This is a genomic window from Stenotrophomonas sp. YJH_SMC_4, from assembly GCF_059371575.1.
This window is the reverse complement of the sequence record NZ_JCAFUR010000002.1, coordinates 532,905-548,144: the sequence shown is the minus strand read 5'-3', so window position 1 is coordinate 548,144 and position 15,240 is coordinate 532,905. Positions and strand designations below refer to the sequence as shown.

The following is a 15,240-nucleotide window of genomic DNA, read 5'->3' as shown; positions in this document are numbered from 1 at the left end:
TCTCCAGGCGGGGTGGGTTTACACAGCTAGGCCAACAGCGTCGTCAGCTGTGCCGGCTCGCGAGCCAGCTGGCCCGCACCGGCTTCGGTCAGTTCGGCCTCACCGCCAAAGCCCCACAGCACGCCCACGCTGCGCAGGCCGTGGTGGCGTGCGCCCTCGATGTCCATGCGGCGGTCGCCGATCATCCAGCACTGTGCGGGCTGCAGCTGCAGGCGGCGCAGTGCCTCCCCGACCAGCTCGGGCTTGTGGCTGCGCGAGCCGTCCAGGGTCGAACCGACGATCTCCTCGAACAGCCCGCCAAACGGCAGGTGCGCAAGGATGCGGCGCGCATGCGGCTCGTTCTTGGCGGTGACCACCGCCAGGCGGTGGCCTCGGCCATGCAGCGTGCGCAGGGTGTCTTCCACCTGCGGGTACACCGTGTGTTCGCGCCAGCCTTCGGCATCGAAGCGCTCGCGGTAATAGCCCACCGCCTGCTCCACCCGCGCTGGTTCGACGAACAGTGGCGTGAAGGTGGTACGCAGCGAAGGACCGATCCAGCCCAGCAGCGTCTCCTGCGGCGGCACCGGATGGTCCATCTTCTGCAGCGCATAGGCGATGCAGGCGGTGATGCCCACCTGCGAGTCGATCAGCGTGCCGTCCAGGTCGAAGAACAGGACATCCTTGCTGTGCCCGGCACTCATGCGCCGCGCGCGTCGAGTGCGGCCACCGCCGGCAGGGTCTTGCCTTCCAGGAACTCCAGGAACGCGCCGCCGCCGGTAGAGATGTAGCTGACCTGCTGGGCGATATCGAACTTGTCGACCGCCGCCAGGGTGTCGCCGCCACCGGCGATGGAGAACGCCTTGGAGCTGGCGATGGCGCGGGCCAGCGCTTCGGTGCCCTTGCTGAAGGCTTCGAACTCGAACACACCGACCGGGCCGTTCCAGACCACGGTGCCAGCCTTCTCGATCAGCTGCGCGTACTGCGCCGCGGTCTGCGGGCCGATGTCCAGGATCAGATCATCTTCGGCAACGGCGTCGACCGCCTTCACCTCGGCGACCGCGTCGGGCATGAACTGCTTGGCGGTCACCACGTCCACCGGCAGCGGGATGTCGGCGCCGCGCGCCTTGGCATCGGCCACGATCTTCTTCGCGGTGTCCAGCAGGTCCGGCTCGTACAGCGACTTGCCGACGTTGTAACCGGCGGCAGCGATGAAGGTGTTGGCGATGCCACCACCGACGATCAGCTGGTCGACCTTGCCGACCAGGTTGGCCAGCAGTTCCAGCTTGGTGCTGACCTTGCTGCCGGCGACGATGGCCAGCAGCGGCTTGGCCGGTGCATCCAGCGCCTGCGCCAGCGCGTCCAGTTCGGCCATCAGCAGCGGGCCACCGGCAGCAACCGGGGCGAAGCGGATGACACCGTGTGTGGAGGCCTGCGCACGGTGCGCGGTGCCGAAGGCGTCCATCACGAACACATCGCACAGGGCGGCGTACTTCTTCGACAGGGCTTCATCGTCCTTGCCCTCGCCGACGTTCATGCGGCAGTTTTCCAGCAGCACCAGCTGGCCCGGCTGGACCTCGACGCCGTCGACCCAGTCGCGCACCAGCGGAACCTCGCGACCGAGCAGCTCGGACAGGCGCTGGGCCACCGGCGCCAGCGAATCGGCTTCGCTCCACACACCTTCCTTCGGGCGCCCCAGGTGCGAGGTGACCATCACCGCCGCGCCCTGCTCCAGCGCGCGCTTGAGCGTCGGCAGCGAAGCGGTGATGCGCTGTTCGGAAGTGATGCGGCCATTCTCGATCGGCACGTTCAGATCCTGGCGGATCAGCACGCGCTTGCCGGAGAGGTCGAGGTCGGTCATGCGGACGATGGACATGGGCAACTCTTTGGCTCGGGGACGGGATGCCGGGGTACGGCAGACGGCCATTGTATCGGGTGCGGGTGGTGGGAGGGTCCATGCCTGTGGCAGACAGAGGCACAACTGCAACTGCAGCAGCAACAGCAACAGCACAGCCAGAGCCAAAGCGCTGGCGCTTCGTGGTGCCGTGAGTGGGCCGGGGCGGTGTGGGCTCGCGGGGGACGCCGTGAATCCATCCCTGGAGGCTCGGGCGCGCCATCCATGGCGCTTACGCCCCCGCGAGCCCAGACCACCCCGGCCTCGACAGGTTCATGAGGCGGAGCGGACGGCGAAAGCAAAGGTGGTTTCTGGTGTCGGAAGGAGATGGAAGGTTGAGCCGAGCTGATGCTCGGCTGGAGATCTCGTGGAGAACAGCCGAGCGTGGGCTCGGCTCTAGAAAGAGCGCCCAGCCAAGCAGCTTTTGCTCTTCTTTTTTTCTTTCCGTGGGTGGACGCACACGGAAACTGTCAGAGGCCGGGCGGGTGGGCTGGGCAGGGGTATCCGCGCCATGGATGGCGCGGCTAAGCCTCCAGGGACGGATTCACGGCGTCCCCTGCCCAGCCCACCCGCTCGGCCCATCCCCGGGATCGCGCTTTGCAGCCACCCACGAGGGGCTGCGCCGTTCGCCGCAACCTACGCCGAAGGCGCCGGCTTCTGCCGAAGCAGGCTGACCGCCAGGCCGCCAACAACCAACACACCCAGCCCCAGCAACGCCCACAGCAACCACGCCTTCCAATCGTGCTGCGGCTTCAGCGCCGCGTCACCGGCCAGCGGCTCCGGGCTGCCCTCCAGGCGCGCCAGCGTCGGCTGCCACGACGGATCATTGCGCTGCCGCAGTTCCTCGATCAACACACCGATCGGCGCTTCCATGCGGCGCGCGGTCGCGCTGCCCACTGCCAATGCATACGGCGCTGCCCCCTGGCTCAGAAATACCAGTACTTCCGGCTGGTAGCCCAAGCGCAGGGTCGGTGCGGTCGCAGTTTCCGCCGGATTCGCCACCAGCTTCCAGTAGCGGTCACGATGCACGCCCCCCAGCGGCTGGGCCGCTGATTGCTGGCGCTGGCCCTGCGCGCCCTGCTGCAGTTGGTACGCAATCCATGGCGCACTGCGGCGCTGCCATTCCGCACTCTCGTCATCGCGGCTGAACAACGTCCACTGCACCAGGCTGTTGTCGGTGCTGGCCACATCCGCGCGCGCTACCGGGAAACGGCCGTCGAGTTCGAAGGTGTATTCACCCTTGCCCTTCGAGGTCGGTTCCAGCGACAGCCACTCCCACGGCAGCGTGGCCGGCGCCGGCGGCAGCTCGGCCAGCACGCTGCGCAGCGTCGGCAGGCGCGTATCGCCCTGCGCCAGCACGCGCAGATAGCGCGCCTCGTCGTCCACCTGCAGGCGGCGCTGCAGCAGGCGCTTGCCAGCACGCTGCAGGTCGACCAGCGGGATGTCACGCCCGATCGGACGCCAGTGCTGCAGGTCGTCGCTGGCATCCAGCTGCACCTGCGCCTGCAACGGCTGTCCGCTGTCAGCCCAGTCCAGCACCAGTGCCGCCAACGGTTGCTGGCCGAGCACGCTGGCATCGATCAGCCAACCACCCTGCCCGTTCGCTGCCGCACCGCCGCTCACGCGTGCTTCGACGCGACGGACACGGCCATCGGTATCGCGCTCGGTCAGCAACTGCAGATCGTTGCGCTGTGCTTCGGCCAGCGGCGGCAGCGCGAACCACGGCAGCTCACGCTGCACCGGCGGCTGTGCCAGCGGCTGGTCGGGCGCCAGCAGCGCCGATGGCAACGATTGGCCGGCGGCGTTGAACACCTGCAGGTCACCCAGGTCTGCGGCACCTGCACGGCGATAGATCGTCGGTTCCAGAACCACCCTGTACGCACCGGACTGTGCGCTGGACAGCGTCAACGGCCACTGCTCGGCGTACTGCGTGCGGTAGTCGGCGGCCTGCACCGCGACGGCGGCCAGCATGCCGAACATCGCCGGCAGCAGCGCCCTGCTCCACTTCCTCATTGTTTTTCCTCCACGGACGGCGCCGCGCTGGGCGGTGCCGGTGCCAGATAACCCACGACCGTGCACAGCAGGCCGTAGGCGATGAACGATGCGATGCCCAGCAGGTTGCCCAGGTGCTGGCGATCGACGATGACCAGCTTGGCCAGCACCACGCCCATCAGCACGGCACCGACCATCCACAACACGCGCTGGCCACGGCGCGATCCCCACACCCAGGCAATCACGCCGAGCACGCTCCACAGCACGGTCAGGCTGGTCTGCGCCAGGCTGGAACGCATCATCGACGCACTCCACGACAGGCCGCCCCACTGATGCACGCCATGCAGCACCACGCTGGTCAGCGCGACGAACGTTGCCAGTGACAGCAGCGGCATGCGGATTCCCGACAGGGTCTTCGGCGCCTGATCGCTGTACAGCCAGCGTGCAAGCAGCAACAGGCTCAGCCACTGTCCGAGCTCGGCCGGATTCAATACCGGCAGCCAGAGCAGCGGCGCAGCATCGCCCGGCAGCAGCTGTCCGAACAGCCAGCCGATCGACAACAGGCCGAACAGCACGCACTGCAGCGGCTGGCGCACGCGATCGAACGCTGCACCCAGCGGCCAGCGCAGCGCATTCCAGCGCCACAGCGACAGTGCCGCCATCAACAGCCACGGCACCGTCACCAGCAACGTGGTCCAGCCCTGTGCCAGACCGGCCTCGCCACCGCCCCACAGGGCCAGCAGCGAAAGCAGAGACGGCCACAACAGCCACCACAGGAACTGCGCGATACGCGCTACGCTGTCGCCCCCCTGGCGCAGGCAGAGCAGCGTGCGCACGCCCATCACGGCGAACACCGCCCAGGCCAGCGCACCGTAGCCGGCGAACGGCTGATGGTGCGCGTCGCTCTGCATCAGCGCCAGCGGGAAGCCCAGCGCCAGCATGGCCAGCGCGGTCACGCCCAGTGCGCGTGCCGGCTGACGGCGCTGCATTTCGGCGGCCAGCCAGGCAGTGACGGCGGCCAGCACCAGCAACGCGTCCACTTCGGTGCGGTACGGGAAGAAGCGGGTGATCTCATGCACCATGCCGCCCAGCCACCACAGCAGGCCCCACAGGTAGTAGACCAAGGCGATCTCGTGGCGTGACCTGCGCTGGTAGCTCCAGGCCGACGCGAAGCCGGCCAGGGCCAGCAGCAGCGCCCCGATGGCGGTCGGATTGATCAGGAAGCGCAGGTCCTCATGCCAGTGATCGCCCCCGGCCACGAAGGCGAACGCAGCGCCCATCTGCAGCAGCGCGCCGGACACCTGCGGCAGCCAGCGCTTCTGGCGCAGGCCCAGCCAGGCCAGTCCGGCGCCTTCCAGCGCGAAGACCGCGCCGGTGGCCCGCGCCGACAAGGCCAGCGGCACCGCCAGCGTGGCAAAGCCCACCGCCAGCACCGCGTGCGACTGCGCCAGCACGGTGTACGACGCGCGCCTGATCAACGCCCACGCCAGCGCCGCGTAGATCGCGGCCAGGCCCAGTGCGCACAGCGCCAGCGTCATCGGCTGCTGGTACAGCATCCCCGCCTGCAACGAGAACGCGACCAACGGCGTACCGAACACCAGGCTGCCATCGACCAGGTCACGCTGCCCGGCGGGCTGCCGGCGTGCGTAGAGCAACGGGATCAGCAGGTAGAAGGCGAAGAACAGCAGCAGGAACGGCTCGGTGCTGCTGAACTTGTCAGGCGCGTACTGCAGCACGCCCCAGAACGTGCCGATACCGAAGGTGAAGGCGAAGCCCAGCAGGTTCAGCGCGCGCCACGGTCGGAACCAGGCAATGGCGAAGATGCCGGCGTTGAGCACGGCGTAGTAGCTGAACAACCCCACGTGGTTGCCGCTGCCGGTGGACAGCCACAGCGGTGCCATGAAGCCGGCGAGGATGCCCAGCACCGCCAGCGTGCGCGAGTTCTGCACCACCGCCAGCACGCACAGCGCGGCCACCAGTGCAATGGAGCTGACGAAGGCGAAGCCCGGCGGAATCAGCTCGAAACGCTTGAAGGCCGCGAAGATGGTCAACAGCAGCACGCCGATGGCACCGCCCTGCAAGGCCAGCGCAAACAGGCGCCGGCGCTCGCGCTGGTGCCAGCCGAACGCCAGCAGGCCCAGTGCACCGACGGTGACACCGGCCAGGCGCAGCTCGATCGGCAGCACCAGCCAGCCCTGGTCGCTGACGTACTTCAGCAGCGCAGCGACACCGGCCAGCAGCACCAGCATGCCGATCTTCACCGGCACGTTGCCCTCGGTGAACCAGCGCTTGACCGCGCCAATGCCGCGCTCGATGAAGTTCGGCAGCGCCGGTCCGGAAGGCAACGATGGCTGCATCGGCGCGGGTGGCACCGGCGGTGGTGCGATCGGGCGCGGCGCCTCCGTTGCCGCAGGCACCGCTTCGCGCACCGGCGTTGGCTGAGGCGGAGGCGGAGGCGGTGCAGCAGCCGCCACCGGCCGCAGGAACGGTGGATCGGCACTGGCCACAGGGGGGGCCGCAGGCCGTTCAGGCGCGTGCATGGTGGCGACCGGCGCGGCAGCCATGGCGCTTTCCAGCGCGGCGACGCGGCGGCGCAGGCCGGCAATCATCACCAGCGCCACCACCAGCAGCAGCGGGATGGCCAGCAGGACCAGTACGACCAGGGCAATCAGTGCTTCCATTGCGTGCTTCCATAGCGTTCCCGCGCCCCAGCGGCAGCGGTCGACCGGCCCATGCTACGACAGGGCCGGCCCCATAAACGACGAACCCCGGCCAGGCCGGGGTCCGTGTGCGATCTTCGCCGGCCTTACTTGGCGGCGATGACCTTGGCCATTTCCAGGCACTTGTTCGAGTAGCCCCACTCGTTGTCGTACCAGGTGACCAGCTTGACGAAGGTGCCGTCCAGGGCGATGCCAGCGTCGGCGTCGAACACCGAAGTGCAGGTTTCGCCGCGGAAATCGGTGGCCACCACCTTGTCTTCGGTGTAGCCCAGGATGCCCTTCAGCGGGCCTTCGCTCTGTGCCTTCACTTCCGCGCAGATCTCGGCGTAGGTGGCTTCCTTTTCCAGTTCGACGGTCAGGTCGACCACCGACACGTCCGAGGTCGGGACGCGGAAGCTCATGCCGGTCAGCTTCTTGTTCAGTTCCGGGATGACCACGCCGACGGCCTTGGCCGCACCGGTGGACGACGGGATGATGTTCTCCAGGATGCCACGGCCACCGCGCCAGTCCTTGTTGGACGGGCCATCGACGGTCTTCTGGGTGGCGGTTGCCGCATGCACGGTGGTCATCAGGCCGCGCTTGATGCCCCACTTGTCATTGATGACCTTGGCCAGCGGGGCCAGGCAGTTGGTGGTGCACGAGGCGTTGGAAATGATCGCCTGGCCGGCGTAGGTCTTGTCGTTCACGCCGTAGACGAACATCGGCGTGTCGTCCTTCGACGGCGCCGACATGATGACCTTCTTGGCGCCGGCATCGATGTGCTTCTGCGCGGTTTCCTTGGTCAGGAACAGGCCGGTGGCTTCCAGCACCACGTCGGCACCGACTTCATCCCACTTCAGGTTGGCCGGGTCGCGTTCCTGGGTCAGGCGGATCTTCTTGCCGTTGACCAGCAGGTCGTTGCCCTGCACCGCCACGTCGGCCTTGAAGCGGCCGTGCACGGAGTCGTACTTGAGCATGTACGCCAGGTAGTCCGGCTCCAGCAGATCGTTGATGGCCACGATTTCGATGTCGTCGCCGAAGTTCAGCACCGCCGAGCGCAGGACGTTACGCCCGATGCGACCGAAACCGTTGATACCAACCTTGATTGCCATTTCTCAAGCTCCTGCGGCCGCTACGGGTGCGGCGGGATGGATAGGGCCCACAAGTCTAGCAAACCGGGGCTGGCCACCGTGGGCCAGCGCCCGGGCCAGAGGGCCGGCGGACAGGATTTGATCCGGATCAAAGCGTTAGCACGGCGTGAGGCCGAGACTGTCGCCATCCACCCAGCAACGAGATCACCCCCATGCGCAAGACCTCCCCCCTGATCCTGGCCGGCCTGGCTGCCGCCCTGTCCCTCGCCGCCGCCCCGGCCATGGCCCAGTCAAAGGGCGACTGGACCGTCTCGGCCGGCGTCCACCAGGTGGCGCCGAAGTCGAACAACGGCTGGCTGGCCGGCCACACGCTGAAGGTCGACGTCGACAACGACGTCAAGCCGACCATCACCGGCGAGTACTTCATTGCCGACAACCTGGGCATCGAAGTGCTGGCCGCGCTGCCGTTCAAGCACGACATCAACATCAATGGCCTCGGCCGCGTCGGCAGCACCAAGCAGTTGCCGCCGGTGGTGACCCTGCAGTACCACTTCAACAGCAAGGGCAAGGTCTCGCCGTTCGTCGGCGCGGGCGTGAACTACACGACCTTCTTCAGCGAAGACACCACCGGTGCGCTGGCCGGCAGCAAGCTGAAGCTGCAGGATTCGTGGGGCCTGGCCGCGCATGCGGGCATCGACTTCGCGATCGGCGAGAAGGGCGCCCTGCGTGTGGACATGCGCTGGATCGACATCGACAGCAAGGTGAAGTTGAACGGCGAGAAGATCGGCACGGTCAACATCGATCCGCTGGTCTACGGCGCTTCGTACGTCTTCAAGTTCTAAGCGGTGTATTGGGCGCGGGGGCTTCGCTCCCGCTCCCCCGCCATACGCAAGACCCTCGCAGCATGTTGCCCCGGTGATTGCCGGGGCTTTTTTGTGCCTGGGACTGAAGCGGTTCCGGAGCCGGGGCGAGGCGGGGAGCAGAGCCGGGACACGCCGCCCCTCCCGCTGCGCTCCCGCTTCGGAACAGGAACGCGCCGCTCTTCAATCCACCTACCCCGCTAGAATGTGCACATGAAAGCCCTGCATTCCCTGTTCCTCGCCGCCGCCCTGGCGCCGGCCCTGCTGTCCGCTTCCGCCCCCGCCCATGCCTGGGGCGCACAAGGCCACCGCCTTGTCGCCGAAGTCGCCGACGCCCGTCTCAACCCCACTGCCCGCGCCGAAGTGGACCGCCTGCTGGCCACCGAACCGGACGCCACGCTGGCCAGCATCGCCCCCTGGGCCGACCAGTTGCGCGCCAAGGATCCGGGCCTGGGCCGTCGCTCGGCCGGCTGGCACTACGTCAACATCGCCGAAGACAATTGCCATTACGAAGCACCGAAGCACTGCAGGAACGGCAACTGCATCGTCGAAGCCCTGAAGGCGCAGAGCACCATCCTCGGCGACCGCAGCCTGACCGATGGCGAGCGCCTGCAGGCGCTGAAGTTCGTCGTGCACCTGGTCGGCGACATCCATCAGCCGATGCACGCCGGTTACGCGCACGACAAGGGCGGCAACGATTTCCAGCTGCAGTTCGGCAACCGCGGTACCAACCTGCACTCGCTGTGGGACAGCGGCATGCTCAACACCCGCAAGCTGGACGACGCGGGCTACCTGCCGCTGCTGCAGAGCCAGCGCGCGCCGAAGCTGGCGCGCCAGTCCAACCCGCAGCGCGACCCGCAGACGTGGGCCGAGGCCAGCTGCCGCATTTCCATGCAAGCTGGCGTTTATCCGGCCACGCGTAAAATCGGTGACGAATACACCGAGCGCTACCGGCCGCTGGCCGAAGCGCAGCTGCGGCTGGCCGGTGAAAACCTGGCGCAGTTGCTGAACCGCGTGCTCGGCGCGCGCTGAGGAGGGTTCCAATGTCGGTCCAGGTGCAGTCGTTCTTCCACCGTGACAGCAATACCTTCAGCTACCTGGTCAGCGACCCGGCCAGTAGCGAGGCAGCGCTGATCGACCCGGTCCTGGACTACGACCCGGATACCGACGCCAACAGTGAAGCGCCGCTGCATGCCGCGTTGCAGGCCATCGAGCAACACGGCCTGCAGCTGCGCTGGCTGCTGGAAACCCATGCCCACGCTGACCATGTGTCGGCCGGGCGCCGCCTGAAGCAGCGCTTCCCGCAGGCCACGCTGGCCATCGGCGAAGGCATCCGCGCGGTACAGGCAACGTTTGCACCACGCTATGGCCTGCAGCTTCCTGCCGCAGATGAAATCTTCGATCACCTGTTCAGCGACGGCGAAACCTTCGCTCTGGGCGAACTGCGCTGCCAGGTGATCGCCGTGCCCGGCCATACCAGCGACAGCATCGCCTACCTGATCGACGATGCGCTGTTCACCGGCGACTCGCTGTTCATGCCCGATGGCGGCACCGCCCGCTGTGACTTCCCCGGTGGTGATGCCGCGCAGCTGTACCGCTCGATCCAGCGCCTGCTGGCCCTGCCCGATGCAACGCGCGTGTTCGTCTGCCACGACTACGGCCCGGGTGGACGCAGTTTCGCCAACGAAACCACCATCGGCGAACAGCGCGCGCACAACATCCACGTGCATGACGGCGTGGCCGAGGCGGAGTTCGTCAGCGTGCGACAGGCCCGCGATGCCACGCTGGAAGAACCGAAACTGATGCAGCCCGCAGTGAAGGCCAACATCCAGGGCGGGGCCTGATCGACGCCGCTGTATTGGCCGGGCATGGCCCGGCGCCACCCGGCATCACGCGCGATCATTTTCCCTGCGTGCGGACCGTCTGCCGGCCCTTCACGACCTCGAAGGTGAAGGCGTACTGCAGGGTGACGGCCACCGGTTCGACCCGCTCGGCACTGCGGCAGTCGCCGCGATCAGCCGGCACTTTGCCTGCCGCGAAGTCGCAGACTGCGGCGGACGAGTACTTCCACATGGCAACCGCCTCCTGCGCTGCCTGCAGCAAGGGCGCATTCTCCGGTGCCTCACCCGCACTGCATTCGCTGCGGTCGGTCAGCGGGATGCTGCGCTCAACGCTACCCTGCGCATCCACCACCACCTGCAGGCAGACCGTAGTCGGCGGCAGCGAGGTGCGTGGATCACGCTCGCCCACTACCGGGTCCGGTGCCGTATGCAGTTGTGGCATGCGGTAGCCTTCGCTGGCGGCCAGCGCGTAGGGCTGGATCTGGCCGGTCCCTCCCCCCGCATCGGGTCGCAGGCGCTGGTGACCCACATTCTCGCTGCGGGTATCGGCGGTGGTCAGGCGATCCTGGGTTGCACATCCCGCCAGCAGCACCGCCATCATCAGCAGCGGCGCTCGCTTCACTTCGTGTCCTCGGTGTCATCCATGGCGTAGGTAATCGGGACGCGCACGGCACCGGCCACCGGCTTGCCGTTCTTCACTGCGGGCCGATAGGTCCAGCTGCGCGCCGCAGCAATCGAGACAGCATCGAACACCCCCGGATTGGTGGCGCTGAGCACCTGGACGTCGGTGGGATGGCCTTGGGCATCCACTTCCACGCGCAGGTTCACCACGCCCACCTGGCGCTGCTCGACCGCAGATTTCGGATAGGACGGCGGCGGCATCTTGTCGACCTGGATCTCCCGATCCATGACGGCCCCTGCCGCGCCTCCCGCGCCTCCGCCCTGGCTGGCCCACGCCACCGCTCCCATCCCCAGGCACACCCCGACCACCAGTACCTGTCCCGACACCCACGGCAATGCCTTCCGCTTGGACTGCTTCAACATGGCGATGCGCTCCTTCAACACGGGTTGGCTGCGCCAATGGCAGACCGCGGGCGCAACCGGGTGGACCAGCTGCGCCTTCAGCAGCGTGCTGGCGTAGAGGCCGCGCAGCGCAGGCTGCGGGCCGATGGTGCGGGCATCGCAGGCCAGTTCCTGGTCGCGCAGGAAGCGGCGTGCGGCCCAGGGCAGCAGCGGGTGGAACCAGAACACCGCGCGCACCAGCAACAGCGCGCCGTTGGCCCAGTGGTCGCCATTGCGACGGTGGCTGCGCTCGTGCTGCACGATCAGGTGCTGTTCCTGTGCACTGAAGTGCTGGTCGAAGTCAGGGCCGACCACGATGCGCGGCCGCCACAGGCCAACCAGCGCTGGCAGGCCCGGGTCGGCGCTGGCCTGCCAGCTGCCATCGGTGCGCGGCGTCAGTGGACCCATGCGCCGTTCGAAACGGCGCTGCGCACGCAGGTCGCGCAGCAGGCAGAGGCCCATGCCCAGCGCCCATGCCAGCAGCAGGGGTGCCCATGGCAGCGACTGCCCGCTCAGTCCATCCACGGCACCCGGCAGCACTTTCAGCGGCAGCGTGGGTACCTGCTGCAACAACGCAACCTGCGGCAACGGCAGCATCAGTGCCAGCAGCAGCATCGGCAGCAGCCACCAGCTGCGGTATGCCAGACCAGCGCCCCCCAATCGCACCAGCAGCGGCCGCATCACCGCCAGCAGGACCGCGCCCACCGCCAACCACAGGCTGGCCTGCCACACTCCGTTGAGCAGCTCAGTCATGGTCCAGCTCCTGGATCAGTTTCTTCAGTTCGGTGATGTCCTGCGCGCTCAACTGGCCGCGCTCGCTGAAGTGCGCGACCAGCGGCGCCACGCGCCCTTCAAAGACACGACCGATGAAATCCTGGCTCTGTGCCGCCACCCACGCCTGGCGCTGCAGCAGCGGCCGGTACAGGTAGCGCCGGCCATCACGCTCGGCAGCAATCGCGCCCTTGGTCAGCAGACGATTGAGCAGGGTCTTGATGGTCGGTTCGGCCCAGTCGCGGTGGGCCAGTGCGGCGACCACTTCATCGGCGCTACGCGGTGCCTGCTGCCACAGCACCTCCATCACAACGGCTTCGGCTTCGCTGATCGGAGTCATGGTTTACGTCCGTAATCGATAAACCGATTACGCGCGTAATCGAATCGCCTGTCAAGCCCCTCGACTCCAGGTTCATCCTGGCTGCGCCAGCATCGATGCCTCCCGCCCCAGGCCCCGGATGAAGCCGCTGCCCAAGAAGGATTTCCCGGTCGAGCAGGCCCGCCGCTTCCTCGAACCTGGCCCGATCGTGCTGGTCAGTACCGCCTGGCGTGGCCAGCGCAACCTGATGACGATGGGCTGGCACATGGTGATGGGCTTCTCGCCGTCATTGGTCGCCACCTACCTGTGGGACGCGAACCACAGCCACGCGCTGGCCCGTGGCAGCGGCGAATGCGTGATCAACGTGCCCGGCGTGGAGCTGCTCGACACCGTGGTGGACATCGGCAACTGCAGCGGCCGCGAGGTCGACAAGTTCGCCCGTTTCGAGCTCGATGCGCTGCCCGCGCGCGAGGTCGGCGCGCCGCTGGTCGGCCAATGTCATTCGAGCTTCGAATGCCGACTCTACGACGACAGCCAGGTGCAATCGAGCAACCTGTTCATCTGGGAAATCGTTCGCGCCCACGTCGCGCCCCGGCCGAAACTGCCGCGCACGGTGCATTACCGCGGCGATGGCCAGTTCATGGTGTCCGGCGCCGAAGTCTCGCGTCGACGGCGGTTCAAGCCCGACATGCTGTAATGCCAGCACTCCCCCACACGCAGGACCGCCGCGCATGACCGAACACCTCACCGACCTGGACGCCGCCGTCGACTGGTTGTTTGCGCGCGTGGACGGGCCGCTGCGGATCGGGGCACCGCTGGCACTGGGCAAGCCGCATCGGCTGCTCAATGCCCTTTATGCACGCGTCGAGCACGATCCGTCGCGACCGCTGCAGCTGTATACCGCGCTGTCGCTGAACCCGCCGAAGGCGCGCGGCAACGGCCTGGAAGCGCGCTTCATGGCGCCGTTCGCGCAGCGCCATTTCGGCGACGATTTCCCGCGCCTGGCCTATGCCGATGCGATCGCGCGCGATGCGCTGCCGGCACATGTGCAGGTGGAAGAGTTCTACATGCAGTCCGGCGCCCTGCTCGGTTCGCGCCAGGCGCAATCCAGCTATACCAGCCTGAACTACACCCACGCCGCCGATGCGGTCGCGCAGCGCGCGCCGCAGGTGATCGTGCAGAAGGTGGCGATGCGACCGAACGATCGCCGGCTTTCGCTGTCGTGCAACAACGACATCACCCAGGACACGCTGGATGCGATGACCGCGCGCGGGCTGCCGCGCCCGTTGCTGATCGCCGAGATCGATCCGCAGCTGCCTTACATGGGCGGCTCGGCCACGGTCGATGTGTCGTTCTTCGATCTGGTGATCACCCCGCCGCCGCCGCACCCGGCGCTGTTCGGGCTGCCGCGGCAGCCGGTGGGCGATGCCGACTACGCCATCGGCCTGTACGCCAGCACGCTGGTGCGCGACGGCGGCACCCTGCAGATCGGCATCGGCACGCTGGCCGACGCGCTCAGCCATGCGCTGGTGCTGCGCCACACCGACAACGCGCGCTACCGCCGCGTGCTGCATGCGCTGGATCCACAGCTGGCCAGCCACCCGCTGGTGCAGGAGATCGGCGGACTGGATCCGTTCGAGGTGGGCCTGTACGGCTGCAGCGAGATGCTCAACGAAGGCTTCCGCCGGCTGGTGCAGACCGGGGTGATCAAGCGCAAGGTGCACGACGACCTGGCGCTGATGCAGCGCATCGAGAACGGCAGCACGCTGTCCATCGACCACGCCACCCTGGCCGCCGAGGGCGAGTACCTGCACGGCGCGTTCTACCTGGGCTCGCCGGAGTTCTACGAGTGGCTGCGCACGCTGCCGGAAGACGAATGCCGTGCGATCGGCATGCGCCGCATCAGCGAAATCAACCAGCTGTATGGCGGCAACGAGACGCTGGAGCGCCTGCAACGCCGCCATGCGCGCTTCTTCAACTCCTGCATGATGGCCACTGCACTGGGCGCGGCCGTGTCGGATGCGCTGGACGACGGACGTGTGGTGTCCGGCGTGGGTGGCCAGTACAACTTCGTGGCGATGGCACATGCCCTGCCGGAAGCGCGCAGCGTCTTGATGTTCCGCGCGGCGCGCGATGACAAGGGCCAGCGCGAATCCAACGTGCGCTGGAACTACGGGCACACCACCATCCCGCGCCACCTGCGCGACATCTACCTCAACGAATACGGCATCGCCGATCTGCGCGGCCTGACCGACGAGGACTGCGTGCATGCGATGACCGCGATCACCGAGGCCCCGTTCCAGGGTGGCCTGCTGCAGCAGGCACAGGCCTCGCGCAAGCTGTTGGCGGCGTCCCAGCCCGACCCGGAGCGCCAGCAGCGCAACACGCCACAGGCGCTGGCGGCGGCACTGGCCCCATTCCGCACCGACGGCAGCCTGCCGGACTATCCGCTGGGCAGCGACTTCAACGAGATCGAGCAGGTACTGGTGAAGGCGCTGGGTTGGCTGAAGGCCAACACGCAGACCCGCGGCGACAAGCTGCGCACGGTCTGGGCAGCTCTGCGGCAACCGGCCGGCGACGGCGATGCGGTGTACCTGCAGCGCATGGGTCTACAGGCCCCGAAGGATTTCGCCGAACGTCTGGACGCGCGCCTCCTGCGGCTGGCACTGGCGCGCACCGCCTGAGAAAAGGGGACGGAGGGGATTAAGTCGCATGTGCACAAACGACTTAATCCC

The 15,240-nt window shown here is 67.6% G+C and carries 13 protein-coding genes; 5 read left to right on the top strand and 8 right to left on the bottom strand.

Annotated elements, in window-relative coordinates:
• Window positions 1-26: 26 nt before the first annotated feature.
• From AC5P9F_RS05940 to gap, 5 genes are all read right to left on the bottom strand, one after another.
• Window positions 27-680 (bottom strand): HAD hydrolase-like protein, encoded by a 654-nt coding sequence (locus AC5P9F_RS05940; protein WP_012481127.1) that lies wholly within the window; start codon window positions 678-680, stop codon window positions 27-29.
• The gene (locus tag AC5P9F_RS05935) at window positions 677-1,852 is read right to left on the bottom strand and encodes a phosphoglycerate kinase (RefSeq protein ID WP_005410835.1); all 1,176 of its coding nucleotides are present in this window, start codon (window positions 1,850-1,852) and stop codon (window positions 677-679) included. The genes AC5P9F_RS05940 and AC5P9F_RS05935 overlap by 4 nt, the downstream gene beginning before the upstream one ends.
• Before the next feature lie 654 nt (window positions 1,853-2,506).
• Window positions 2,507-3,883: a DUF3999 domain-containing protein gene (locus AC5P9F_RS05930; protein ID WP_099524252.1), complete on the bottom strand. Its 1,377-nt coding sequence runs from the start codon at window positions 3,881-3,883 to the stop codon at window positions 2,507-2,509.
• Complete coding sequence (locus AC5P9F_RS05925; RefSeq protein WP_076739758.1) at window positions 3,880-6,543, bottom strand: DUF2339 domain-containing protein; 2,664 nt, start codon at window positions 6,541-6,543, stop codon at window positions 3,880-3,882. The genes AC5P9F_RS05930 and AC5P9F_RS05925 overlap by 4 nt, the downstream gene beginning before the upstream one ends.
• Before the next feature lie 125 nt (window positions 6,544-6,668).
• Entirely contained in the window at window positions 6,669-7,673 is a 1,005-nt protein-coding gene (gene gap / locus AC5P9F_RS05920) for a type I glyceraldehyde-3-phosphate dehydrogenase (protein WP_005414333.1), read from the bottom strand.
• A gap of 191 nt (window positions 7,674-7,864) precedes the next feature.
• Here gap and AC5P9F_RS05915 point away from each other — a divergent pair, with 191 nt between their 5' ends.
• The 3 genes from AC5P9F_RS05915 to AC5P9F_RS05905 all read left to right on the top strand — a co-directional run bounded on the left by AC5P9F_RS05915 (window position 7,865) and on the right by AC5P9F_RS05905 (window position 10,356).
• Window positions 7,865-8,494 (top strand): OmpW/AlkL family protein, encoded by a 630-nt coding sequence (locus AC5P9F_RS05915; protein WP_005410839.1) that lies wholly within the window; start codon window positions 7,865-7,867, stop codon window positions 8,492-8,494.
• 231 nt (window positions 8,495-8,725) lie between these two features.
• Window positions 8,726-9,544, top strand: coding sequence for a S1/P1 nuclease (locus tag AC5P9F_RS05910; protein WP_005410840.1), 819 nt, complete (start codon window positions 8,726-8,728; stop codon window positions 9,542-9,544).
• A gap of 11 nt (window positions 9,545-9,555) precedes the next feature.
• Window positions 9,556-10,356, top strand: a complete 801-nt coding sequence (locus AC5P9F_RS05905; RefSeq protein ID WP_099524251.1) for an MBL fold metallo-hydrolase — start codon at window positions 9,556-9,558, stop codon at window positions 10,354-10,356.
• A gap of 55 nt (window positions 10,357-10,411) precedes the next feature.
• Here AC5P9F_RS05905 and AC5P9F_RS05900 read toward each other — a convergent pair whose 3' ends face one another.
• Genes AC5P9F_RS05900 through AC5P9F_RS05890 form a run of 3 tightly spaced genes read right to left on the bottom strand, consistent with a single transcriptional unit; the run spans window position 10,412 to window position 12,526 of the window.
• Window positions 10,412-10,975: a hypothetical protein gene (locus AC5P9F_RS05900; protein WP_076739760.1), complete on the bottom strand. Its 564-nt coding sequence runs from the start codon at window positions 10,973-10,975 to the stop codon at window positions 10,412-10,414.
• Window positions 10,972-12,168: a M56 family metallopeptidase gene (locus AC5P9F_RS05895; protein WP_060381110.1), complete on the bottom strand. Its 1,197-nt coding sequence runs from the start codon at window positions 12,166-12,168 to the stop codon at window positions 10,972-10,974. Before AC5P9F_RS05895 ends, AC5P9F_RS05900 begins: the two co-directional genes overlap by 4 nt.
• Window positions 12,161-12,526, bottom strand: a complete 366-nt coding sequence (locus AC5P9F_RS05890) for a BlaI/MecI/CopY family transcriptional regulator (protein WP_049450457.1) — start codon at window positions 12,524-12,526, stop codon at window positions 12,161-12,163. Before AC5P9F_RS05890 ends, AC5P9F_RS05895 begins: the two co-directional genes overlap by 8 nt.
• 118 nt (window positions 12,527-12,644) lie before the next feature.
• Between AC5P9F_RS05890 and AC5P9F_RS05885 the strand changes: the two genes are divergently transcribed.
• Complete coding sequence (locus AC5P9F_RS05885) at window positions 12,645-13,202, top strand: flavin reductase family protein (RefSeq protein ID WP_060381111.1); 558 nt, start codon at window positions 12,645-12,647, stop codon at window positions 13,200-13,202.
• Between the two features lie 34 nt (window positions 13,203-13,236).
• Window positions 13,237-15,189 carry an acetyl-CoA hydrolase/transferase C-terminal domain-containing protein gene (locus AC5P9F_RS05880; protein WP_099524249.1) on the top strand — a complete coding sequence of 651 codons (1,953 nt, stop codon included), beginning with the start codon at window positions 13,237-13,239 and terminating at the stop codon, window positions 15,187-15,189.
• Window positions 15,190-15,240: the final 51 nt, after the last annotated feature.

What these genes read in the sequence shown, in the direction of transcription:
- AC5P9F_RS05940 (WP_012481127.1), bottom strand. Translation starts at nt 680, where the DNA reads ATGAGTGCCGGGCACAGCAAGGATGTCCTGTTCTTCGACCTGGACGGC.
- AC5P9F_RS05935 (WP_005410835.1), bottom strand. Translation starts at nt 1,852, where the DNA reads ATGTCCATCGTCCGCATGACCGACCTCGACCTCTCCGGCAAGCGCGTG.
- AC5P9F_RS05930 (WP_099524252.1), bottom strand. Translation starts at nt 3,883, where the DNA reads ATGAGGAAGTGGAGCAGGGCGCTGCTGCCGGCGATGTTCGGCATGCTG.
- AC5P9F_RS05925 (WP_076739758.1), bottom strand. Translation starts at nt 6,543, where the DNA reads ATGGAAGCACTGATTGCCCTGGTCGTACTGGTCCTGCTGGCCATCCCG.
- gap (WP_005414333.1), bottom strand. Translation starts at nt 7,673, where the DNA reads ATGGCAATCAAGGTTGGTATCAACGGTTTCGGTCGCATCGGGCGTAAC.
- AC5P9F_RS05915 (WP_005410839.1), top strand. Translation starts at nt 7,865, where the DNA reads ATGCGCAAGACCTCCCCCCTGATCCTGGCCGGCCTGGCTGCCGCCCTG.
- AC5P9F_RS05910 (WP_005410840.1), top strand. Translation starts at nt 8,726, where the DNA reads ATGAAAGCCCTGCATTCCCTGTTCCTCGCCGCCGCCCTGGCGCCGGCC.
- AC5P9F_RS05905 (WP_099524251.1), top strand. Translation starts at nt 9,556, where the DNA reads ATGTCGGTCCAGGTGCAGTCGTTCTTCCACCGTGACAGCAATACCTTC.
- AC5P9F_RS05895 (WP_060381110.1), bottom strand. Translation starts at nt 12,168, where the DNA reads ATGACTGAGCTGCTCAACGGAGTGTGGCAGGCCAGCCTGTGGTTGGCG.
- AC5P9F_RS05890 (WP_049450457.1), bottom strand. Translation starts at nt 12,526, where the DNA reads ATGACTCCGATCAGCGAAGCCGAAGCCGTTGTGATGGAGGTGCTGTGG.
- AC5P9F_RS05885 (WP_060381111.1), top strand. Translation starts at nt 12,645, where the DNA reads ATGAAGCCGCTGCCCAAGAAGGATTTCCCGGTCGAGCAGGCCCGCCGC.
- AC5P9F_RS05880 (WP_099524249.1), top strand. Translation starts at nt 13,237, where the DNA reads ATGACCGAACACCTCACCGACCTGGACGCCGCCGTCGACTGGTTGTTT.